General features: G+C 40.5%; 14 protein-coding genes. 11 read left to right on the top strand and 3 right to left on the bottom strand.

Translation table 11 applies throughout. The features are described from left to right. Positions 1–8 precede the first annotated feature (8 nt). Both nrdD and nrdG read left to right on the top strand, forming a co-directional pair. Positions 9–2,174: an anaerobic ribonucleoside-triphosphate reductase gene (gene nrdD / locus BMZ95_RS08025; protein ID WP_014073264.1), complete on the top strand. Its 2,166-nt coding sequence runs from the start codon at positions 9–11 to the stop codon at positions 2,172–2,174. Next, positions 2,164–2,850 carry an anaerobic ribonucleoside-triphosphate reductase activating protein gene (gene nrdG / locus BMZ95_RS08030; RefSeq protein ID WP_014073265.1) on the top strand — a complete coding sequence of 229 codons (687 nt, stop codon included), beginning with the start codon at positions 2,164–2,166 and terminating at the stop codon, positions 2,848–2,850. The genes nrdD and nrdG overlap by 11 nt, the downstream gene beginning before the upstream one ends. Before the next feature lie 275 nt (positions 2,851–3,125). Here the strand turns inward: nrdG and BMZ95_RS08035 are convergent, their stop codons facing one another. Next, on the bottom strand, positions 3,126–3,686 hold the full coding sequence (locus BMZ95_RS08035) for a M15 family metallopeptidase (protein WP_046922126.1): 561 nt from the start codon (positions 3,684–3,686) through the stop codon (positions 3,126–3,128). 315 nt (positions 3,687–4,001) lie between these two features. Here BMZ95_RS08035 and spxA point away from each other — a divergent pair, with 315 nt between their 5' ends. From spxA to pepF, 4 genes are all read left to right on the top strand, one after another. Continuing rightward, positions 4,002–4,400 carry a transcriptional regulator SpxA gene (gene spxA, locus BMZ95_RS08040; RefSeq protein WP_014073267.1) on the top strand — a complete coding sequence of 133 codons (399 nt, stop codon included), beginning with the start codon at positions 4,002–4,004 and terminating at the stop codon, positions 4,398–4,400. A gap of 112 nt (positions 4,401–4,512) precedes the next feature. Next, the gene (locus BMZ95_RS08045) at positions 4,513–5,289 is read left to right on the top strand and encodes an adaptor protein MecA (RefSeq protein ID WP_014073268.1); all 777 of its coding nucleotides are present in this window, start codon (positions 4,513–4,515) and stop codon (positions 5,287–5,289) included. A gap of 115 nt (positions 5,290–5,404) precedes the next feature. Then, positions 5,405–6,364, top strand: a complete 960-nt coding sequence (locus BMZ95_RS08050) for a competence protein CoiA (RefSeq protein ID WP_074786575.1) — start codon at positions 5,405–5,407, stop codon at positions 6,362–6,364. Between the two features lie 82 nt (positions 6,365–6,446). Continuing rightward, the gene (gene pepF / locus BMZ95_RS08055) at positions 6,447–8,252 is read left to right on the top strand and encodes an oligoendopeptidase F (RefSeq protein ID WP_046922127.1); all 1,806 of its coding nucleotides are present in this window, start codon (positions 6,447–6,449) and stop codon (positions 8,250–8,252) included. Between the two features lie 40 nt (positions 8,253–8,292). Here the strand turns inward: pepF and BMZ95_RS08060 are convergent, their stop codons facing one another. Next, on the bottom strand, positions 8,293–8,940 hold the full coding sequence (locus BMZ95_RS08060) for a ClpXP adapter SpxH family protein (RefSeq protein WP_014073271.1): 648 nt from the start codon (positions 8,938–8,940) through the stop codon (positions 8,293–8,295). A gap of 325 nt (positions 8,941–9,265) precedes the next feature. Here BMZ95_RS08060 and BMZ95_RS08065 point away from each other — a divergent pair, with 325 nt between their 5' ends. The 5 genes from BMZ95_RS08065 to BMZ95_RS08085 all read left to right on the top strand — a co-directional run bounded on the left by BMZ95_RS08065 (position 9,266) and on the right by BMZ95_RS08085 (position 14,397). After that, a complete protein-coding gene (locus BMZ95_RS08065; RefSeq protein ID WP_014073272.1) occupies positions 9,266–9,955 on the top strand; it encodes a GTP diphosphokinase in 690 nt (229 codons plus the stop codon). Next, on the top strand, positions 9,952–10,758 hold the full coding sequence (locus tag BMZ95_RS08070) for an NAD kinase (protein ID WP_014073273.1): 807 nt from the start codon (positions 9,952–9,954) through the stop codon (positions 10,756–10,758). Before BMZ95_RS08065 ends, BMZ95_RS08070 begins: the two co-directional genes overlap by 4 nt. Further along, the gene (locus BMZ95_RS08075) at positions 10,748–11,653 is read left to right on the top strand and encodes an RluA family pseudouridine synthase (RefSeq protein ID WP_014073274.1); all 906 of its coding nucleotides are present in this window, start codon (positions 10,748–10,750) and stop codon (positions 11,651–11,653) included. Before BMZ95_RS08070 ends, BMZ95_RS08075 begins: the two co-directional genes overlap by 11 nt. 5 nt (positions 11,654–11,658) lie before the next feature. Then, the gene (gene mgtE / locus BMZ95_RS08080) at positions 11,659–13,029 is read left to right on the top strand and encodes a magnesium transporter (protein WP_014073275.1); all 1,371 of its coding nucleotides are present in this window, start codon (positions 11,659–11,661) and stop codon (positions 13,027–13,029) included. Positions 13,030–13,116: 87 nt separating this feature from the next. Then, a complete protein-coding gene (locus BMZ95_RS08085) occupies positions 13,117–14,397 on the top strand; it encodes a magnesium transporter CorA family protein (RefSeq protein ID WP_225354901.1) in 1,281 nt (426 codons plus the stop codon). 179 nt (positions 14,398–14,576) lie between these two features. Here the strand turns inward: BMZ95_RS08085 and BMZ95_RS08090 are convergent. Then, the coding region (locus BMZ95_RS08090) for a transposase domain-containing protein (protein WP_143454990.1) at positions 14,577–14,708 on the bottom strand (132 nt) is incomplete at its 5' end.

Genomic DNA, 14,708 nt, shown 5'->3' on the forward strand with positions numbered 1-14,708 from the left:
TGACTTGAATGATTGAATTAAAAAATGATGAAAAAAAAGTGACAAAAAGGCCGGGGTCGGTCATCAAGCGCGATGGATACAGGATGCCCTTTGCGTCATATAAATTAAAATATATTTTCAGCGCCCTCGGTTTGGAAGACCAAAGCGATGAATTGATTTGGTCGGTTATTAATAAATTTGTCGATCAAGATACGGTTGAAACGGCTGAAATCTATGATGCAGTCATTGCGACTTTGAAAGAAAACAATTTTGACGATGAAGCTGAAAGTTTCATCACTAAACATAAGGTCAAGGAAGAGGAATGGCAAAAACAAACGGATCCTACTGAACGTTTGACACGGCTTCAAAAGAAGGATCCGACACTTGTGCATGAAAATGCCAATAAGGACAGCAACGTTTTCAATACGCAGCGCGATCTGACCGCGGGAACGGTTGGCAAAACGCTTGGATTGCGCTTGATGCCTGAACATGTTGCCAAAGCACATCTTCGCGGCGACATTCATTATCATGATCTTGACTATACTCCGTGGAGTCCGATGACGAATTGCTGTCTGATTGATTTCAGAGAAATGCTGACGAACGGATTTAAAATCGGAAATGCAGAGGTTGAAAGTCCTCATTCGATTCAAACTGCAACGGCACAAATGTCTCAGATTATTGCAAACGTGGCTTCCAGTCAATATGGCGGGTGTTCGGCAGACCGTGTGGATGAGGTTCTTGAACCGTTTGCAATGCGTAATTATGAGAAACATTTGGCTGAATCCAGGGATTACATCGAAAATCCTGAAAAGCAAGTCGAATTTGCCAAGAAAAGGACCAAAAAAGATATCTACGATGCGATGCAGGCTTTGGAATACGAAATCAATACCCTGTTTTCGTCACAAGGACAGACGCCGTTTACAACGCTCGGATTTGGCCTTGGAACTTCCTGGATTTCTCGTGAGATTCAAAAATCGATTTTGAGAATCAGAATTGCAGGACTCGGTCGCGAAAAACGTACGGCAATTTTTCCGAAACTCGTTTTTACGTTGAAAAAAGGCTTGAATCTCAAGCCTGGCGATCCAAATTATGACATCAAGCAGCTTGCGGTTGAGTGTGCTACGAAACGCATGTATCCTGACGTTTTGATGTATGACAAGATAGTTGAACTGACTGGAAGCTTCAAAGCACCGATGGGGTGTCGCTCTTTTCTTCAAGGCTGGAAAGACGATGAAGGAAATGAAGTCAATTCAGGCCGAATGAACCTCGGAGTCGTGACCATGAACCTTCCGAGAATTGCACTTGAATCAAATGGCGACATGGATCTTTTTTGGGAAATATTCGATGAACGCCTTGACGTATGTCATACTGCGCTCAAGTTCAAAGTCAAGCGCGTTTTGGATGCCATTCCTGAAAATGCTCCGATTCTTTATCAATACGGTGCATTTGGCAAGCGTCTCAAGCCGGGAGAAGACGTAAATGAGTTGTTTAAAAATGAACGTGCAACGGTTTCATTGGGCTATATCGGCCTATATGAAGTCGGAACAGTCTTCTATGGGCCGAACTGGGAACATAACAAGGAAGCTCATGATTTTACGCTGTCAATCGTTAAGAAATTGCACGATGCCTGTGTAGAGTGGTCTGCGCAAAGCGGCTATCATTATAGTGTTTACTCGACTCCAAGCGAGTCGCTGACGGATCGTTTCTGTCGGTTGGATACTGAAAAATTCGGCAAGATTAAAGATATTACGGATAAGGAATACTACACGAACAGTTTTCATTATGACGTCAGAAAGCATCCGACTCCATTTGAGAAGCTTTCATTCGAAATGGACTATCCGAAATATGCTTCAGGCGGGTTTATTCATTACTGTGAATACCCTAATTTGCGTCAAAATCCGAAAGCTTTGGAAGCCGTTTGGGATTGGGCTTATGATAAGGTCGGCTATCTTGGAACCAATACGCCGATCGATCATTGCTATAAGTGCGGTTTTCAAGGCGAATTCAAAGCGACGGAGCGCGGCTTTGAGTGTCCAACGTGCGGCAATCACGATCCGAAGACTTGCGATTGCGTCAAAAGAACTTGCGGCTATCTTGGGAATCCTTTGCAGCGTCCGATGGTGCACGGACGTCACGTTGAGATTTCGTCACGCGTCAAGAACATGACCGAGAGGATGGCTGAAGATGTTGAATGATAGTCAGATTCGGGTAAGCATTGGCGGTGATACTTGCTTTATTACTCAATCCGATCTGGATAAAGGAAATGCCGACAAAAAAAATTTCAAACGACGTTCTCGCATACCTAAAAAGCCCAGGAATCCACAGCCGAAAGAGTGGCTTTCAAGCGAGTTGTCACAAAACTATATTGCTGACTACAAACCATTCAATTTTGTCGACGGTGAAGGGGTCAGGTGCAGTCTTTACGTCAGCGGATGTTTGTTTGCGTGTCCTGGATGCTATAACAAGGTTGCACAAAATTTTCATTACGGCAAACCCTATACGCAAGAGCTTGAAGATCAGATAATTGAGGATCTTGGCGAAGATTACGTTCAAGGATTAACGCTGCTTGGCGGTGAGCCATTTTTAAATACTGATGTTTGTTTGAAATTGGTCAAGAGAATCAGAAAAGAGTACGGAGATATCAAGGATATTTGGTCTTGGAGCGGTTATACGTGGGATGAACTGCTGCTTGATTCAGAAGACAAGCTTGAACTGTTACATAGTATCGATATTCTTGTTGACGGACGCTTCAGAGAAGATCTGAAGGACTTGACGCTGCAATTCAGGGGAAGTTCCAATCAAAGAATCGTTGATGTTAAAAAATCATTTGAAAAGGGCGAGGTCGTTATTTGGGAAGGTCTGGTCAGATAAGAAAAGAGGCTGGGAAAAAACTATGTCTCAATTGAAAAACCGGATGATTTGCAATCAATCGCAAATCTGATCCGGTTTTTTGCATGTATGACAATCTCATTCCATGATGGAAATATCCGAAAAGAGGCTGGCGGCAAATTTGCATGAGATTTTGACTAGATTAGTTGAGCAGCACCGTATTTAAAAAATGCTGGAAAAAGTCGCAAATTGACCGCCTTCGTTCGGTATTTCATTTATTTCAAGAGGAAAACGGGACTTTTTTCTCAGCCTCTTTTTCATATCTTATAATCGTTCGGATCTGCAAGCAAAGGCTTATATTCATCCATTTGAGAGTCACGATAGTCCCACCACTCGTTGACATAGCCGACAAATCCCGCTTCAGTCATAGCCTTGTCCAAAATTTGGTAATGTTCTTCTTGGAGAGGGGTTCTTTTTGCATTTCGTAATGCATGTTCGGTGAAGTCGTCAAATCCGGTTTGCATTTCGACTTCGCGGCCCTTCATGTCAGTCAGCGTTAAATCAAAGGTGACGCCTTTTTGGTGACTGAAGTCAGGATTGGGTTTCGCAACGAATTTAGGATCCGGATAGACTTCGAAAAGTCTTTTTTGTGCTGAAACAGGGCGATATGCATCCCAGATTTTTAAGCGATATCCTTGGTCTTTGACTAATTTGCTGGCATGCGCAAGTTTTTTTGCTGTCCCTGTTCGAGCAATGGCGGTTTGAAAGTCATAAACGACTTTTCCCGTAAAGTTGTCGGGCGTTGCATACTTAAGATCAACGATGATTTCCGGATCCAGTTTCTGAATGTTCGTAAAGCCTGTCAGTTCTTTTTCCATTTTAACACCATCCGATATGTTTTAATAGGAATTATAGCGCTTGGATTTCTTTTAATCAATATTTTCAAGGATGCTTTTTTAAATGGATGGCTGAATATATGTTAATTATTTCTTAACTTTTTAAGTAAAGGTAAAGAATTTGAACGTAAACGTATATTTGGCGGTGTTTTAAATCATTCTAACGCAATCTAAATCAAGATTATTGCAAAAATATTACAAAAAGTGGTATCAAATTTTTTAAAGTGGTGTATAATAGTACATGAGGATATATATTGTATGGTTGCATCAGTTTAAATCTGAGAGGGGCGATTCTTAATGGTTACCTTGTATACTTCACCAAGTTGCACATCTTGCCGTAAGGCGCGTGCATGGTTGAAAGAACACAATATTCCTTATGCGGAACGCAATATTTTTTCTAATCCGCTTAGTGTCGATGAACTGAAACAGATTCTTCAAATGACGGAAGACGGTACAGAAGAAATTATTTCGACACGTTCAAAGGTTTATCATGATTTGCATGTCAATATCGATGATTTGTCTTTGAAAGATTTGTTGGATTTGGTTCAAAGACATCCTGGCTTGTTGCGTCGTCCGATTATCATGGATGAGAAACGTCTGCAAGTAGGTTATAACGAAGATGAAATTCGTCGTTTCCTTCCGCACGAAGTTCGTGCGTTGGAATTGCGCCGTGCCCAGGAATTGGCAGGTTTTTAACTGAGAATTCAATCAAGGCTGCCTTTTTGGGTAGCCTTTTCTTGTTTTTTTTGATATGATAATGGTTGCAACTTAATTCAATTGCAAGATTATCGAAAAGGAGGACGTCCCTATGGAAATGGAAAAAATCAATGACAATACGATCAGAGTGTTGCTTGAAAATGAAGATTTAACCGAACGAGGGATTACTGTTCTCGATTTGCTTGGCAATCAAAGTGAAATTGAAAGCTTCTTTTTCAGTATTTTGGATGAAGTGGATAAGGATCATGAATTTCGCAACAATGAGGCGGTTACTTTTCAATTGATGCCTAATCGCAATGGTTTGGAACTGTTGATTACAAAAAGTAATCCGAGTCAGAACAAACCTATTGAGGATTCAATCAAAAATGATGATTCAGAAAATCAGGATCCTGATGATTTTAACAACGGTACCGAGAACGGCGATGTCTTTACGAATGAGTTGGCTGATTACATACGCAGTCAGTTAGAGGAAAAAGATAAAAAAGAATCCGTCATTCATTCAGCAGGAAACAAAACTGTTGATGATGACGGAGATGGGGTTTCTGGATACTTGAATGCAGAAGATGAGTCTCAAAAGCACTTTTTGGTAAATTTTGTTAATTTTGAGAACTTTATAGGATTGGCGAGCGTTTTCCCGTATAGCAACGTCGTATCCAACCTTTATGCATATGACGGACAGTATTTTCTTGAATTAGTTTTCTTTGAATCAGAGATGACTTCAGATCAAGTCAAGGATGCTTTGTCTTTGGCATATGAATACGGTGATCCTGTCAACTTCTCAGTTGACGTTGTCCGCGAACGTGGCAAACTGATTATGGAGCACGCTGCAATTGAAATCGCGCGTTATCATTTCAATCAAAAGAAATAAAAAATTTTTGACGCCTCTTGCGCATTTATAATGTGTGGAGGTGTTTTTTTGTTATATGCTGCAGATGAAATGAAAAAATTTGTTTCGGCAACGGATGCCAAAATAAATCAAAATTATTACTGTCCCAGGATGCGGTGCAAAGCTTTATTTGAAAAAAGGTCAAAAAAAAGCCGTGCATTTTGCTCATTATAAATCGACTTGCAATTTATTTACGGAAGGTGAGACAGTTGCTCATCTAAAAGGAAAGAAACTTTTGGCAAAGTGGGAGGAAGATTTGGGTTATAGCGTTCAGCCAGAAGCGTATTTAAGCGATTTAAAACAGCGTCCGGATGTTTTGGTAAAAAGGCAAGGGCGGAATGATTTGGCGTTGGAGTACCAATGCGCTCCGATAACACCTAAAAGACTAGTTGAGCGTTCAAACGGATACAGGAGCATTGGACTTAATTTTTTTTGGATTTTGGGGCAGAAATATAAGTTAGGAAAAAAATTGACGAACGCTACGGCGAAATTTATTCGTTGGAATGCTTCGCTTGGTTTTTATTTGCTTTTTTTAGATCCAATCAACGAGAAAATCGAGATTGATTATGGGATTCAAAAAGCCGATTTTCTTCCAGTCAGATATTTACGTGGTTATGTCAAAAGTCTCAGAGAGCTGCGAGATTTTTTCAACCGGAATCATTCGTGGAAAATGTATCGTCTTAGCGCAGATTTGAGGGCAGAACAAAGCAAAAAATTAGAAGTGAGACTTCATTTTTCAAAGGGCAAGATTAGAAAATTACAAATGGCGTGTTATACCAAGTGTATTGATGCCAAGGAATTGATTTGGGATATGGTTAGTCCGCATTATTATCAGCCTATTTATAGCGAAGACTCGTGTTATTGGAAATCAAGCCTGAGTTTGACTTTGTTTAGCGGCGAAAGTTTCAGCCTGCAAAGTAAATATTTTAAAATTAAGCGCGAAAACTGTTACTTCATGCCGTTTGTTTCTTCAGTTGATTCTATCCTGAAGAAAGATATCAGTTACGTCATAAAGAAATCGCAGATAAATTCGAATTATGAGAAAGCAGAAACTTGATTTTTAATTCAAATATTAGTAGAATTTCAGTTGTCAGATTGATTTGACCAATTTGAGAATTGTAACCACAGGGGGTAAAGAAATGGCTGAAGTAAAACAACTTCCAAAACGTGAAGAAGTTCCGGTTGAACTGACATGGGATCTTACGAAAATTTATGCTACGGATACGGACTTCGAAGCAGATTTTGCCAAAGTAAAAAAAGAAGCGGAGAGCTTCAAAAAATATCAGGGCAAGCTTAAGGAAAACGGAGATACCTTGCTCGAAGCAATTAAAGAAATGTTTGCGATTCAAAGGCGTCTTGAGAATGTTTATGTTTATGCAAGCATGAAGAATGATCAAGATACTGCCAATGCTGAAAATCAAGCCAAGAACGCAACCGTTCAAAAACTTGTGGCCGAAGTTTCGGAAAAACTTTCCTGGTTTCAACCGGAGCTCTTGCATTTGACGATTGAAGAGCTTGAGGAGGCAAAGAAGCAGACACCGGAACTTAACGAATATTCACAAAATCTCAGAGAATGGTTTGAGATGAAAGATCACGTCTTAAGCGACAAAGAAGAAGCATTGCTTGCCGGTGCGAGCGACATCTTCAGTGCACCTGAAAGCACTTTTGAAGTTTTGAACGATGCTGATTTGAAATTCCCTGTCATGAAGGATGAAAACGGTGATGACGTTGAGCTTTCAGAAGGGATCTACGGAACGTTGCTCGAATCGACGGATCGTCGCGTTCGCAAAGAAGCTTTCCAAAATTTGTATAAGGTTTATCGCCAGTTTCGTCATACGTTTGCTATGACGTTGTCTTCACACAACAGGACTGAAAATTACGTTGCCAAAGTCAGAAATTACTCAACGGCACAAGAGGCCGCTTTGGCAAACAATCACATCCCGGTCTCTGTTTATGATACGCTTATCAATGTAACGAATAAGCATTTGCCTTTACTGCATCGCTACGTTGCGCTCAGGAAGAAATTGCTCAATCTTGACGAGGTGCATATGTATGATCTGTATACGCCGATCACGGGCGAGCCGACCCTCAAATATACGTATGATGAAGCCAAGGAAGAAGCATTAAAAGCATTGGCTGTTTTAGGTGACGATTATCTTTCTCACGTTAAAGAAGCTTTTGACAATCGTTGGATTGACGTTGTGGCAAATCAGGGCAAGCGCGGCGGAGCTTACTCTGGCGGATCTTACGATACTGCCCCGTACATTTTGCTCAATTGGCAGGATACGCTTGATAATTTGTTTACGCTTGTACATGAAATGGGACATACGATTCACAGCTACTATACTCGTCATAATCAACCTTATCAATACGGGGATTATTCAATTTTTGTTGCTGAAATTGCTTCAACGACAAACGAAAACTTATTGACGCAATATTTGCTTGATCATTTTGAAGACAAAAAAGTTAAAGCATATGTTTTAAATCACTATCTCGATGGTTTCAAGGGAACGGTTTTCCGTCAGACGCAATTTGCTGAATTTGAAAAATGGTCCCATGAACAAGACGCTGCAGGCAAGCCGCTGACTGCCGATGTTATCAGCAAGTACTATGGCGAGCTAAATAAGCGTTACTACGGGCCTGATATTTTTAATGACGATGAAATTTCTCTTGAATGGGCACGAATTCCTCATTTTTACTACAATTATTACGTCTATCAATATGCAACGGGATTTGCTGCTGCAACGACTTTGGCACAAAATATCCTAAATGATAATCCTGCCGATACGCAAGCATATCTGACATATTTGAAGTCAGGATCGAGCGAATATCCAATTGACATCATGAAAAAAGCTGGCGTTGATATGACGAATGAAGAGTATCTTGAAAAAGCATTTGACGTCTTTGAAAAGCGACTGAATGAATTGGAGAAACTCATTGGTTGATAACGGATAAAAAATAAGCTTGAAGACATTGCCTTCAAGCTTATTTTTGTTTGAAAAGGGGATGAAGATTCGTATGAAGATTTTTCTTCAAAGCACCGCGTGCATCATCACAGATAAAATCCTTAGGATCATTTGACAGGAGCAAATCTTCCAAGGCCTCCAAAGAATCGCAATCTTTGATGGAAAAACCGCAATCATATCCGGCAAGGTTATAGACTACAAGCGTAGGGTGCGTTTGAACTTTTAAATCTGCTGCCAACTTCTGATCTTGTTTGAAGCATTTAACGGCAAGGTCTGATTGGCGATCAGCTAAAAACATTTCGACGTCGAGACGGCTTTTTTCAGCTGATTCCAAAACCAATTCATCCGTGTAATCGCGGTGGTTTTCATGTATTTCTTGTTGGATGGTCATCAAGAATTTACGTCCGCGTTTAGTCCCCTGAAACATCGCTGCTTTGTAATCGATTGCTGAACGAAACAAGACTTGGGAAATCTGATTTCGTTTTTTCAAATCACAAGCATCGATGCCGTACGACGACATAATCGAGGAGATTGAGTTAATGTTCAATAGCGGGACAAATTTGAATCTAATCTTACTCTTCGACAATTCGACGAGCTTTAAAATGTTTTGTTCTGCATGGTAGCAAGTGCTTCCAAGCGGATTAATGAACAAATACAACTCAAGCAAGGCAATTCCTCCACTTTGTTGAATTATTATTTCTAACTATACTCTAGCAAAAAAAAGAAATTTTGCAATTATTTTGCTCAAATTAATCAAAAAAACATCAAGTTCTGAAAAGAGGTTGCGTAGGTTTCCTATGTTTTATAAAGTTTATGGAAATCTATTAAAATTTAAAACGGCCACTTGTTTTTATATCTTAGAAGACGTTGAAACTTGTCTTTTTTCAACGATCTTTTTATTTAAAACATTTTTCGATATTACCTGATCTTGTTCATACAATTTATTGCGTTGTTGTGTTAAACTTGATAAGTAGGTGAAAGGCGGTGTTTTTATGGAGAGAGACTGGGAAAATTTTTTGCTTCCGTATGAAGAAGCAGTTAAGGAACTTAAACTCAAATTCAGAACTTTGAGGAGCCAGTTTGAAAAAGAAGGACACTGCCCGATTGAGTTCGTTACGGGAAGAGTTAAACCCGTAGCAAGCATTAAAGAAAAAATGGTTAGACGCCAGATAAGAGAGGAACGTTTGGCTGATGACATGGAGGATATTGCCGGTATCAGAATCATGTGTCAGTTCGTGGAAGATATTTATACGGTTGTTGACATCATCAGAAAAAGAAGTGATATGCAGATAATCGAAGAGCGCGACTATATTGCGAATCAAAAGCCGAGCGGTTATCGATCGTATCATATCGTCGTTTGTTATCCGGTACAGTTGCTTGATGAGCAGACAAACATTAAAGTTGAGATTCAAATAAGAACGCTTGCAATGAATTTTTGGGCAACGATTGAGCATTCTTTGGGATACAAATATCGCGGCATGTTCCCTAAAGAACTGAAAGAAAGGCTTGCCAGAAGCGCAGAAGCCGCATTTTTGCTTGATAATGAAATGTCTAGTATTCGTGAAGAAATTCAAGAGGCTCAGGAATTATTCAACAACAAGATCAAGTTTATTGAAAAGGGGCAGCCCCCAAGTCAATTTGAGATGATTAAAGAATATCACGATGAAAGGAAACGGTCATGAAGGTTGCAATTTTTGCAAATGATGGAAAACAATCTCAAAACGTCAAGCAAAGGCTTGAAAAACGTTTTACTGAGCGACATTTCGTTTTAGACGACAAAGAGCCTGACGTCGTTATTTCAATCGGTGGGGACGGGACGCTTTTATCGGCGTTTCATCACTATGAAAATCGTCTTGACAAGATTCGTTTTGTTGGCGTGCACACGGGTCATTTGGGCTTTTATACAGATTGGCGTGATGAAGAAGTTGATGATCTTGTAATTAGTTTGGAATCCGATAACGGTCAGTCCGTAAGCTATCCGTTACTTGAAGTTTGCGTTAAATATGCAGACTGTCCGAAACGAGTTCATTACCTTGCTTTGAATGAATCAACTTTGAAGCGCATCAGTTCAACGATGACGACCGACGTGTATTTAGGCGGGGAATTGTTTGAAAGGTTCAGAGGAGACGGGTTGTGCGTTTCAACTCCGACCGGCTCGACCGCATACAACAAATCATTGGGGGGAGCCGTGGTTCATCCGAATCTCGAAGTTTTGCAGATTGCAGAAATTAGCTCAATTAACAATCGTGTTTTCAGAACGTTGAGTTCTCCGATGATTGTTGCTCCAAATGACTGGATCACCTTTAGACCGATGCGAGGAAGCGATTTTGTTTTGACGGTCGATTCCGATTCGTATCACAATCGTGATATTGTTGAAATACAATATAAGATATCTAAAAAAAGGATTCATTTTGCCAAATACCGTCATATGCATTTTTGGCAACGAGTCCAGGAAGCTTTCATAGGAACAGAAAATGAAGATTAGTTTGGTTTATCAAGGAAAGAATCCCTGTCATTTAAAAACTTTTCTGAGACAGCAGGGGATTTCAAGAGGATTGTTGGCAAAAATCAGACATGAAGGCGGAGCGATTGACGTTGACGGAACTTCCGGTCGGAAACTGGACATGATTTTTCCCAATGCAGTCGTGACATTGACGATGCCGCCTGAAAGGGTCAGAAAAGAGCCTGTGATTCCGTCATACGTGCCGCTTAAAATTCTTTATGAGGATCGAGATTTTTTGATTGTTGACAAACCAGCGCATTTGGCAACGATTCCTTCTCCTGATAAAAAACATCGGTACGATTCGTTGGTTAATCGAGTCGTCGGATATTACGAGCTTCGCGGCATCAAGGATACGGTAGTTCACGTAATTACGAGGCTTGACCGTGACACGACAGGAATTGTTTTGATTGCCAAGCATCGATATGCGCATGCGTTAATTGACAAACAGGTTCATGACCACTCGATTAAAAAAGAGTATTTGGCTTTGCTGTCTGGTAAAGTTAATCGACAACACTTTTTTGTCAATCTGCCGATTGGAAGAGAACCTGGCAGCATGATTAAGCGAACAATAACTGAGGACGGAAAGCCGTCTTCAAGCGAATACTTTTTAGAAAAGAAACTGAGGGATGCTTCTTTGTACAGAGTAAGACTTCATTCTGGTCGAACTCACCAAATCAGGGTTCACAGCAAAGCAATTGGTCATCCGCTCGTAGCAGATACTCTTTATGACGGCAAAAATTCTCTTCCTTTGCAGCGTCAAGGTCTGCATTGTTTCCATCTTGTCTTCTATCATCCGTTTCTCGCAAAGCAGCTTGAAATATATTGCAATCCGCCTCGGGATTTTGAGGGGTATATTAAGAAAAATAAGAAAGAGTGAGCATCATGGTAAAAACAATCGAAACAACCCATGATAAAAGCGACATCATCATTCAATTGCTCAATGCGCAAAAGGCAAGACAGTTTCGCGAAGAGTATCTTGATTTGCACGTATACGAGCAGGCACAGATTTTTACCGATCTGACTGAAAAGCAAAGGGCGAGGCTTTATCGTTATCTGACGGCCGAAGAAGTCGGTGACATGTTTGATGCGATTGAAGAAGAGCCTGAAGAAGTTGTCAACTATTTCAAAGAAATGACTCCGCAGTATGCGGCTAACGTTATTGATCAGATGTATACCGATAATGCTGTTGATATTTTGGCCTATGCTCAAAAGAAAGATCTTGCTAAGTATCTGCGTCTGATTCCCCAAGAAAAGGCCGCAGAAATCAGAGAAATGCTTCACTATGAAGATAAGACTGCTGGTGCCATCATGTCGACCGAATTTGTCGAAATCGTCGGCAATCAAACGGTCCGTTCTGCAATGCACGTAATAAAGCGTGAAGCAGATGATGCGGAAACGATTTATTACGTGTATGTCATCGGTTCAAATGAGAAGCTCCGAGGAGTTTTGACGTTAAGGGATCTTTTGACCCATGACGATGATGAGATGATCGAAGACATCATGACGACGCCGGTAATGTCCGTTCAGGTGTCGGATGACCAGGCAGAGGTTGCACAGACGATTCGTGATTATAATTTTTTGGCGATTCCGGTGACGGATTATGACGGAAGATTGATTGGCATTATTACCGTTGATGACATCATCGATGTCATCGATGAAGAATCTGCGGAAGACTACTCCGGTTTGGCCGGTGTTGACACGGACGAAGAGACGAACAGTCCCCTCAAGGCAGCTGTCAATCGCCTTCCTTGGCTGATTGTGCTGCTTTTGCTCGGAATGTCAACGACGACGCTTATCTCGCATTATGAAAGCATGATCGGTGAGGCGAGTATTTTGGCGATTTTCATCTCTTCCATCACGGGGACTGCCGGTAATGCCGGGACGCAAAGCTTAGCCGTTGCCGTCAGGCGTCTGGCTGAAAAAGAAGAGGATCAACCTTCTTGGTATAAACAGTTTTTGACAGAGTTTTTCACCGGACTTTTGACTGGGTTCGTTACAGGCTTGACAATTTGTCTGATTGTCGGCATTTGGAAGCAAAATTTCGTTTTGGGATTCGTAATCGGCATGGCAATGATGTGTGCCATTACGGTTGCCAATCTTGCCGGAAGCTTCATTCCGAATTTGATGGATCGAATCGGGGTCGATCCTGCCGTTGCTTCAGGACCGTTTATTTCGACTTTGAGCGATTTAACGTCGGTTTTGATCTATTTTAACATTGCCAAGCTTTTCATGCAGTTTTTGATGGGAAAGTAAGCGAGGTTCGTAATGTTTGTAAAGAGGTTTAAGCACAGAAAAGCATGTTTTTTGATAGTCGAATTGCTCTGCCTCGGGGAGTTTCTGATGATAATTGCTGAAATTTTCAGGGGAAGGCTTCATGTTCCGGAGTTGATTGCCGCATTTTCAAATGAGACGCTGGCTTGTTTTATTTTTGTCGCGGCTTTGAGGGGCTTGAAAAGAAACGGGCATTTTGTATGTTTTGCGGTCAGTGTTTTTATGTTGGCACTGACGATGGTCAGTTTTTTTCTGCAGCTTTTCTTGGCAGATTTTACGTTTGAAAAGTTGTTTTTTTACTTCATTTGCAGCGGATTTTCCCTTTATTACTACTTTGGCGAAAATGACGCGCATGAGAAATCTTTTTGGAAAAACATCAAGTATTTTGATGATCCAATTGCCGAGACCGAAAATTCTTTCGAAGTCCGAAAGGATGCCCCGTTGAAATACAGAATCATTGACAAAAAAATCGTGGAATGCGGAGAAAAAGACAATCCTGAAATCGTAATCATGACTCCCGAAGAGTATCAGGAATCGAACGCTTCTGAAAGAGTCAAGCTGTGGCTGAACAAGCTTAACGGTGAAAAATACACGACCGTCGATATTATTGGCGATGAAATTTTTGGAACAATGGCATTGTTGAACAGAAGTAATCTGCTAGGAAAGGGTATTTTTGTTCGGTATCACCTTTCTGAAGAACGTTTGATATTCATTGACAAAAGCGGCATTATGGCTTCTTGTTTGGCTGATTGCGTTGAATTGCAGAATGTAAAGAGCCATAATCTGGCACAGGCGTTTTTGAACTGTATTTATCATTTGACTTATCGTGATGACTTTTTTTTCAATGACTGCGAACGCAAACTTGATTTGCTTGAAGATAACATGGCAGACAACGTTTTGGAAATTCCACACGATTTTGAAGAATATATTTTTAAAATCAAAAAAGAACAGCGGCATTTGATGAGATTCTACAAACAAATGACGGAACTTGTCACGAATATTGCTGAAAGCGGAGTCGATTATCTTGACGAAATCAATCTAACCGACATGCAGATGGTTGCAAATCGTCTTAGCCGGTTGAATCTTGAAGCACAAAGCATGTTCGAATATGCAACGCAAATTATTGATACGTATCAAGCTAAAATCAACGTCAGACAAAATAAGGTGATGCAGATTTTGACGATCGTGACAACGATTTTCATGCCGCTGACGCTGATTACGGGATGGTACGGAATGAACTTCAACATTCCGGAAACAACGTGGAAATACGGTTATTTGATTGCAATTATCAGCTCAATCATAATAATTGCAGTTGAAATTATTTTGTTTAAAAAAGAAAAGTGGATGTAAAAAAGCTGCGAAATTTTTGATTCGCAGCTTTTTTAATCAATAATCTAATCATGCATGAGATTGACGATTTTAGTTCCGTGGACGGTAAGCGGTCGTTAAAACAGCGGTGTGTACACAAATAGCCCGAGATAGTATTATTATCTCAGGTTATTGCGTATGCATCGTTTTTATTTTCTTATTTATGAGGTAAGATCGATGTTCCATGGGAGAAGTTGGCGGAACCTTTCAGGATCAAATACCTCAATGTTGGTAATCTCCGTTAATACTTTTCTCAAGTATTTTTCAGGATCCAACTGATTAAGTTTGGCCGT

It is taken from the genome of Ligilactobacillus ruminis DSM 20403 = NBRC 102161 (assembly GCF_900113455.1).
Lineage (GTDB): Bacteria > Bacillota > Bacilli > Lactobacillales > Lactobacillaceae > Ligilactobacillus > Ligilactobacillus ruminis.

Bases quoted from the DNA above. Each gene is read 5' to 3' on its own strand.
- nrdD (WP_014073264.1), top strand. From the start codon at position 9: ATGATTGAATTAAAAAATGATGAAAAAAAAGTGACAAAAAGGCCGGGG.
- nrdG (WP_014073265.1), top strand. From the start codon at position 2,164: ATGTTGAATGATAGTCAGATTCGGGTAAGCATTGGCGGTGATACTTGC.
- BMZ95_RS08035 (WP_046922126.1), bottom strand. From the start codon at position 3,686: ATGGAAAAAGAACTGACAGGCTTTACGAACATTCAGAAACTGGATCCG.
- spxA (WP_014073267.1), top strand. From the start codon at position 4,002: ATGGTTACCTTGTATACTTCACCAAGTTGCACATCTTGCCGTAAGGCG.
- BMZ95_RS08045 (WP_014073268.1), top strand. From the start codon at position 4,513: ATGGAAATGGAAAAAATCAATGACAATACGATCAGAGTGTTGCTTGAA.
- pepF (WP_046922127.1), top strand. From the start codon at position 6,447: ATGGCTGAAGTAAAACAACTTCCAAAACGTGAAGAAGTTCCGGTTGAA.
- BMZ95_RS08065 (WP_014073272.1), top strand. From the start codon at position 9,266: ATGGAGAGAGACTGGGAAAATTTTTTGCTTCCGTATGAAGAAGCAGTT.
- BMZ95_RS08070 (WP_014073273.1), top strand. From the start codon at position 9,952: ATGAAGGTTGCAATTTTTGCAAATGATGGAAAACAATCTCAAAACGTC.
- BMZ95_RS08075 (WP_014073274.1), top strand. From the start codon at position 10,748: ATGAAGATTAGTTTGGTTTATCAAGGAAAGAATCCCTGTCATTTAAAA.
- mgtE (WP_014073275.1), top strand. From the start codon at position 11,659: ATGGTAAAAACAATCGAAACAACCCATGATAAAAGCGACATCATCATT.
- BMZ95_RS08085 (WP_225354901.1), top strand. From the start codon at position 13,117: ATGATAATTGCTGAAATTTTCAGGGGAAGGCTTCATGTTCCGGAGTTG.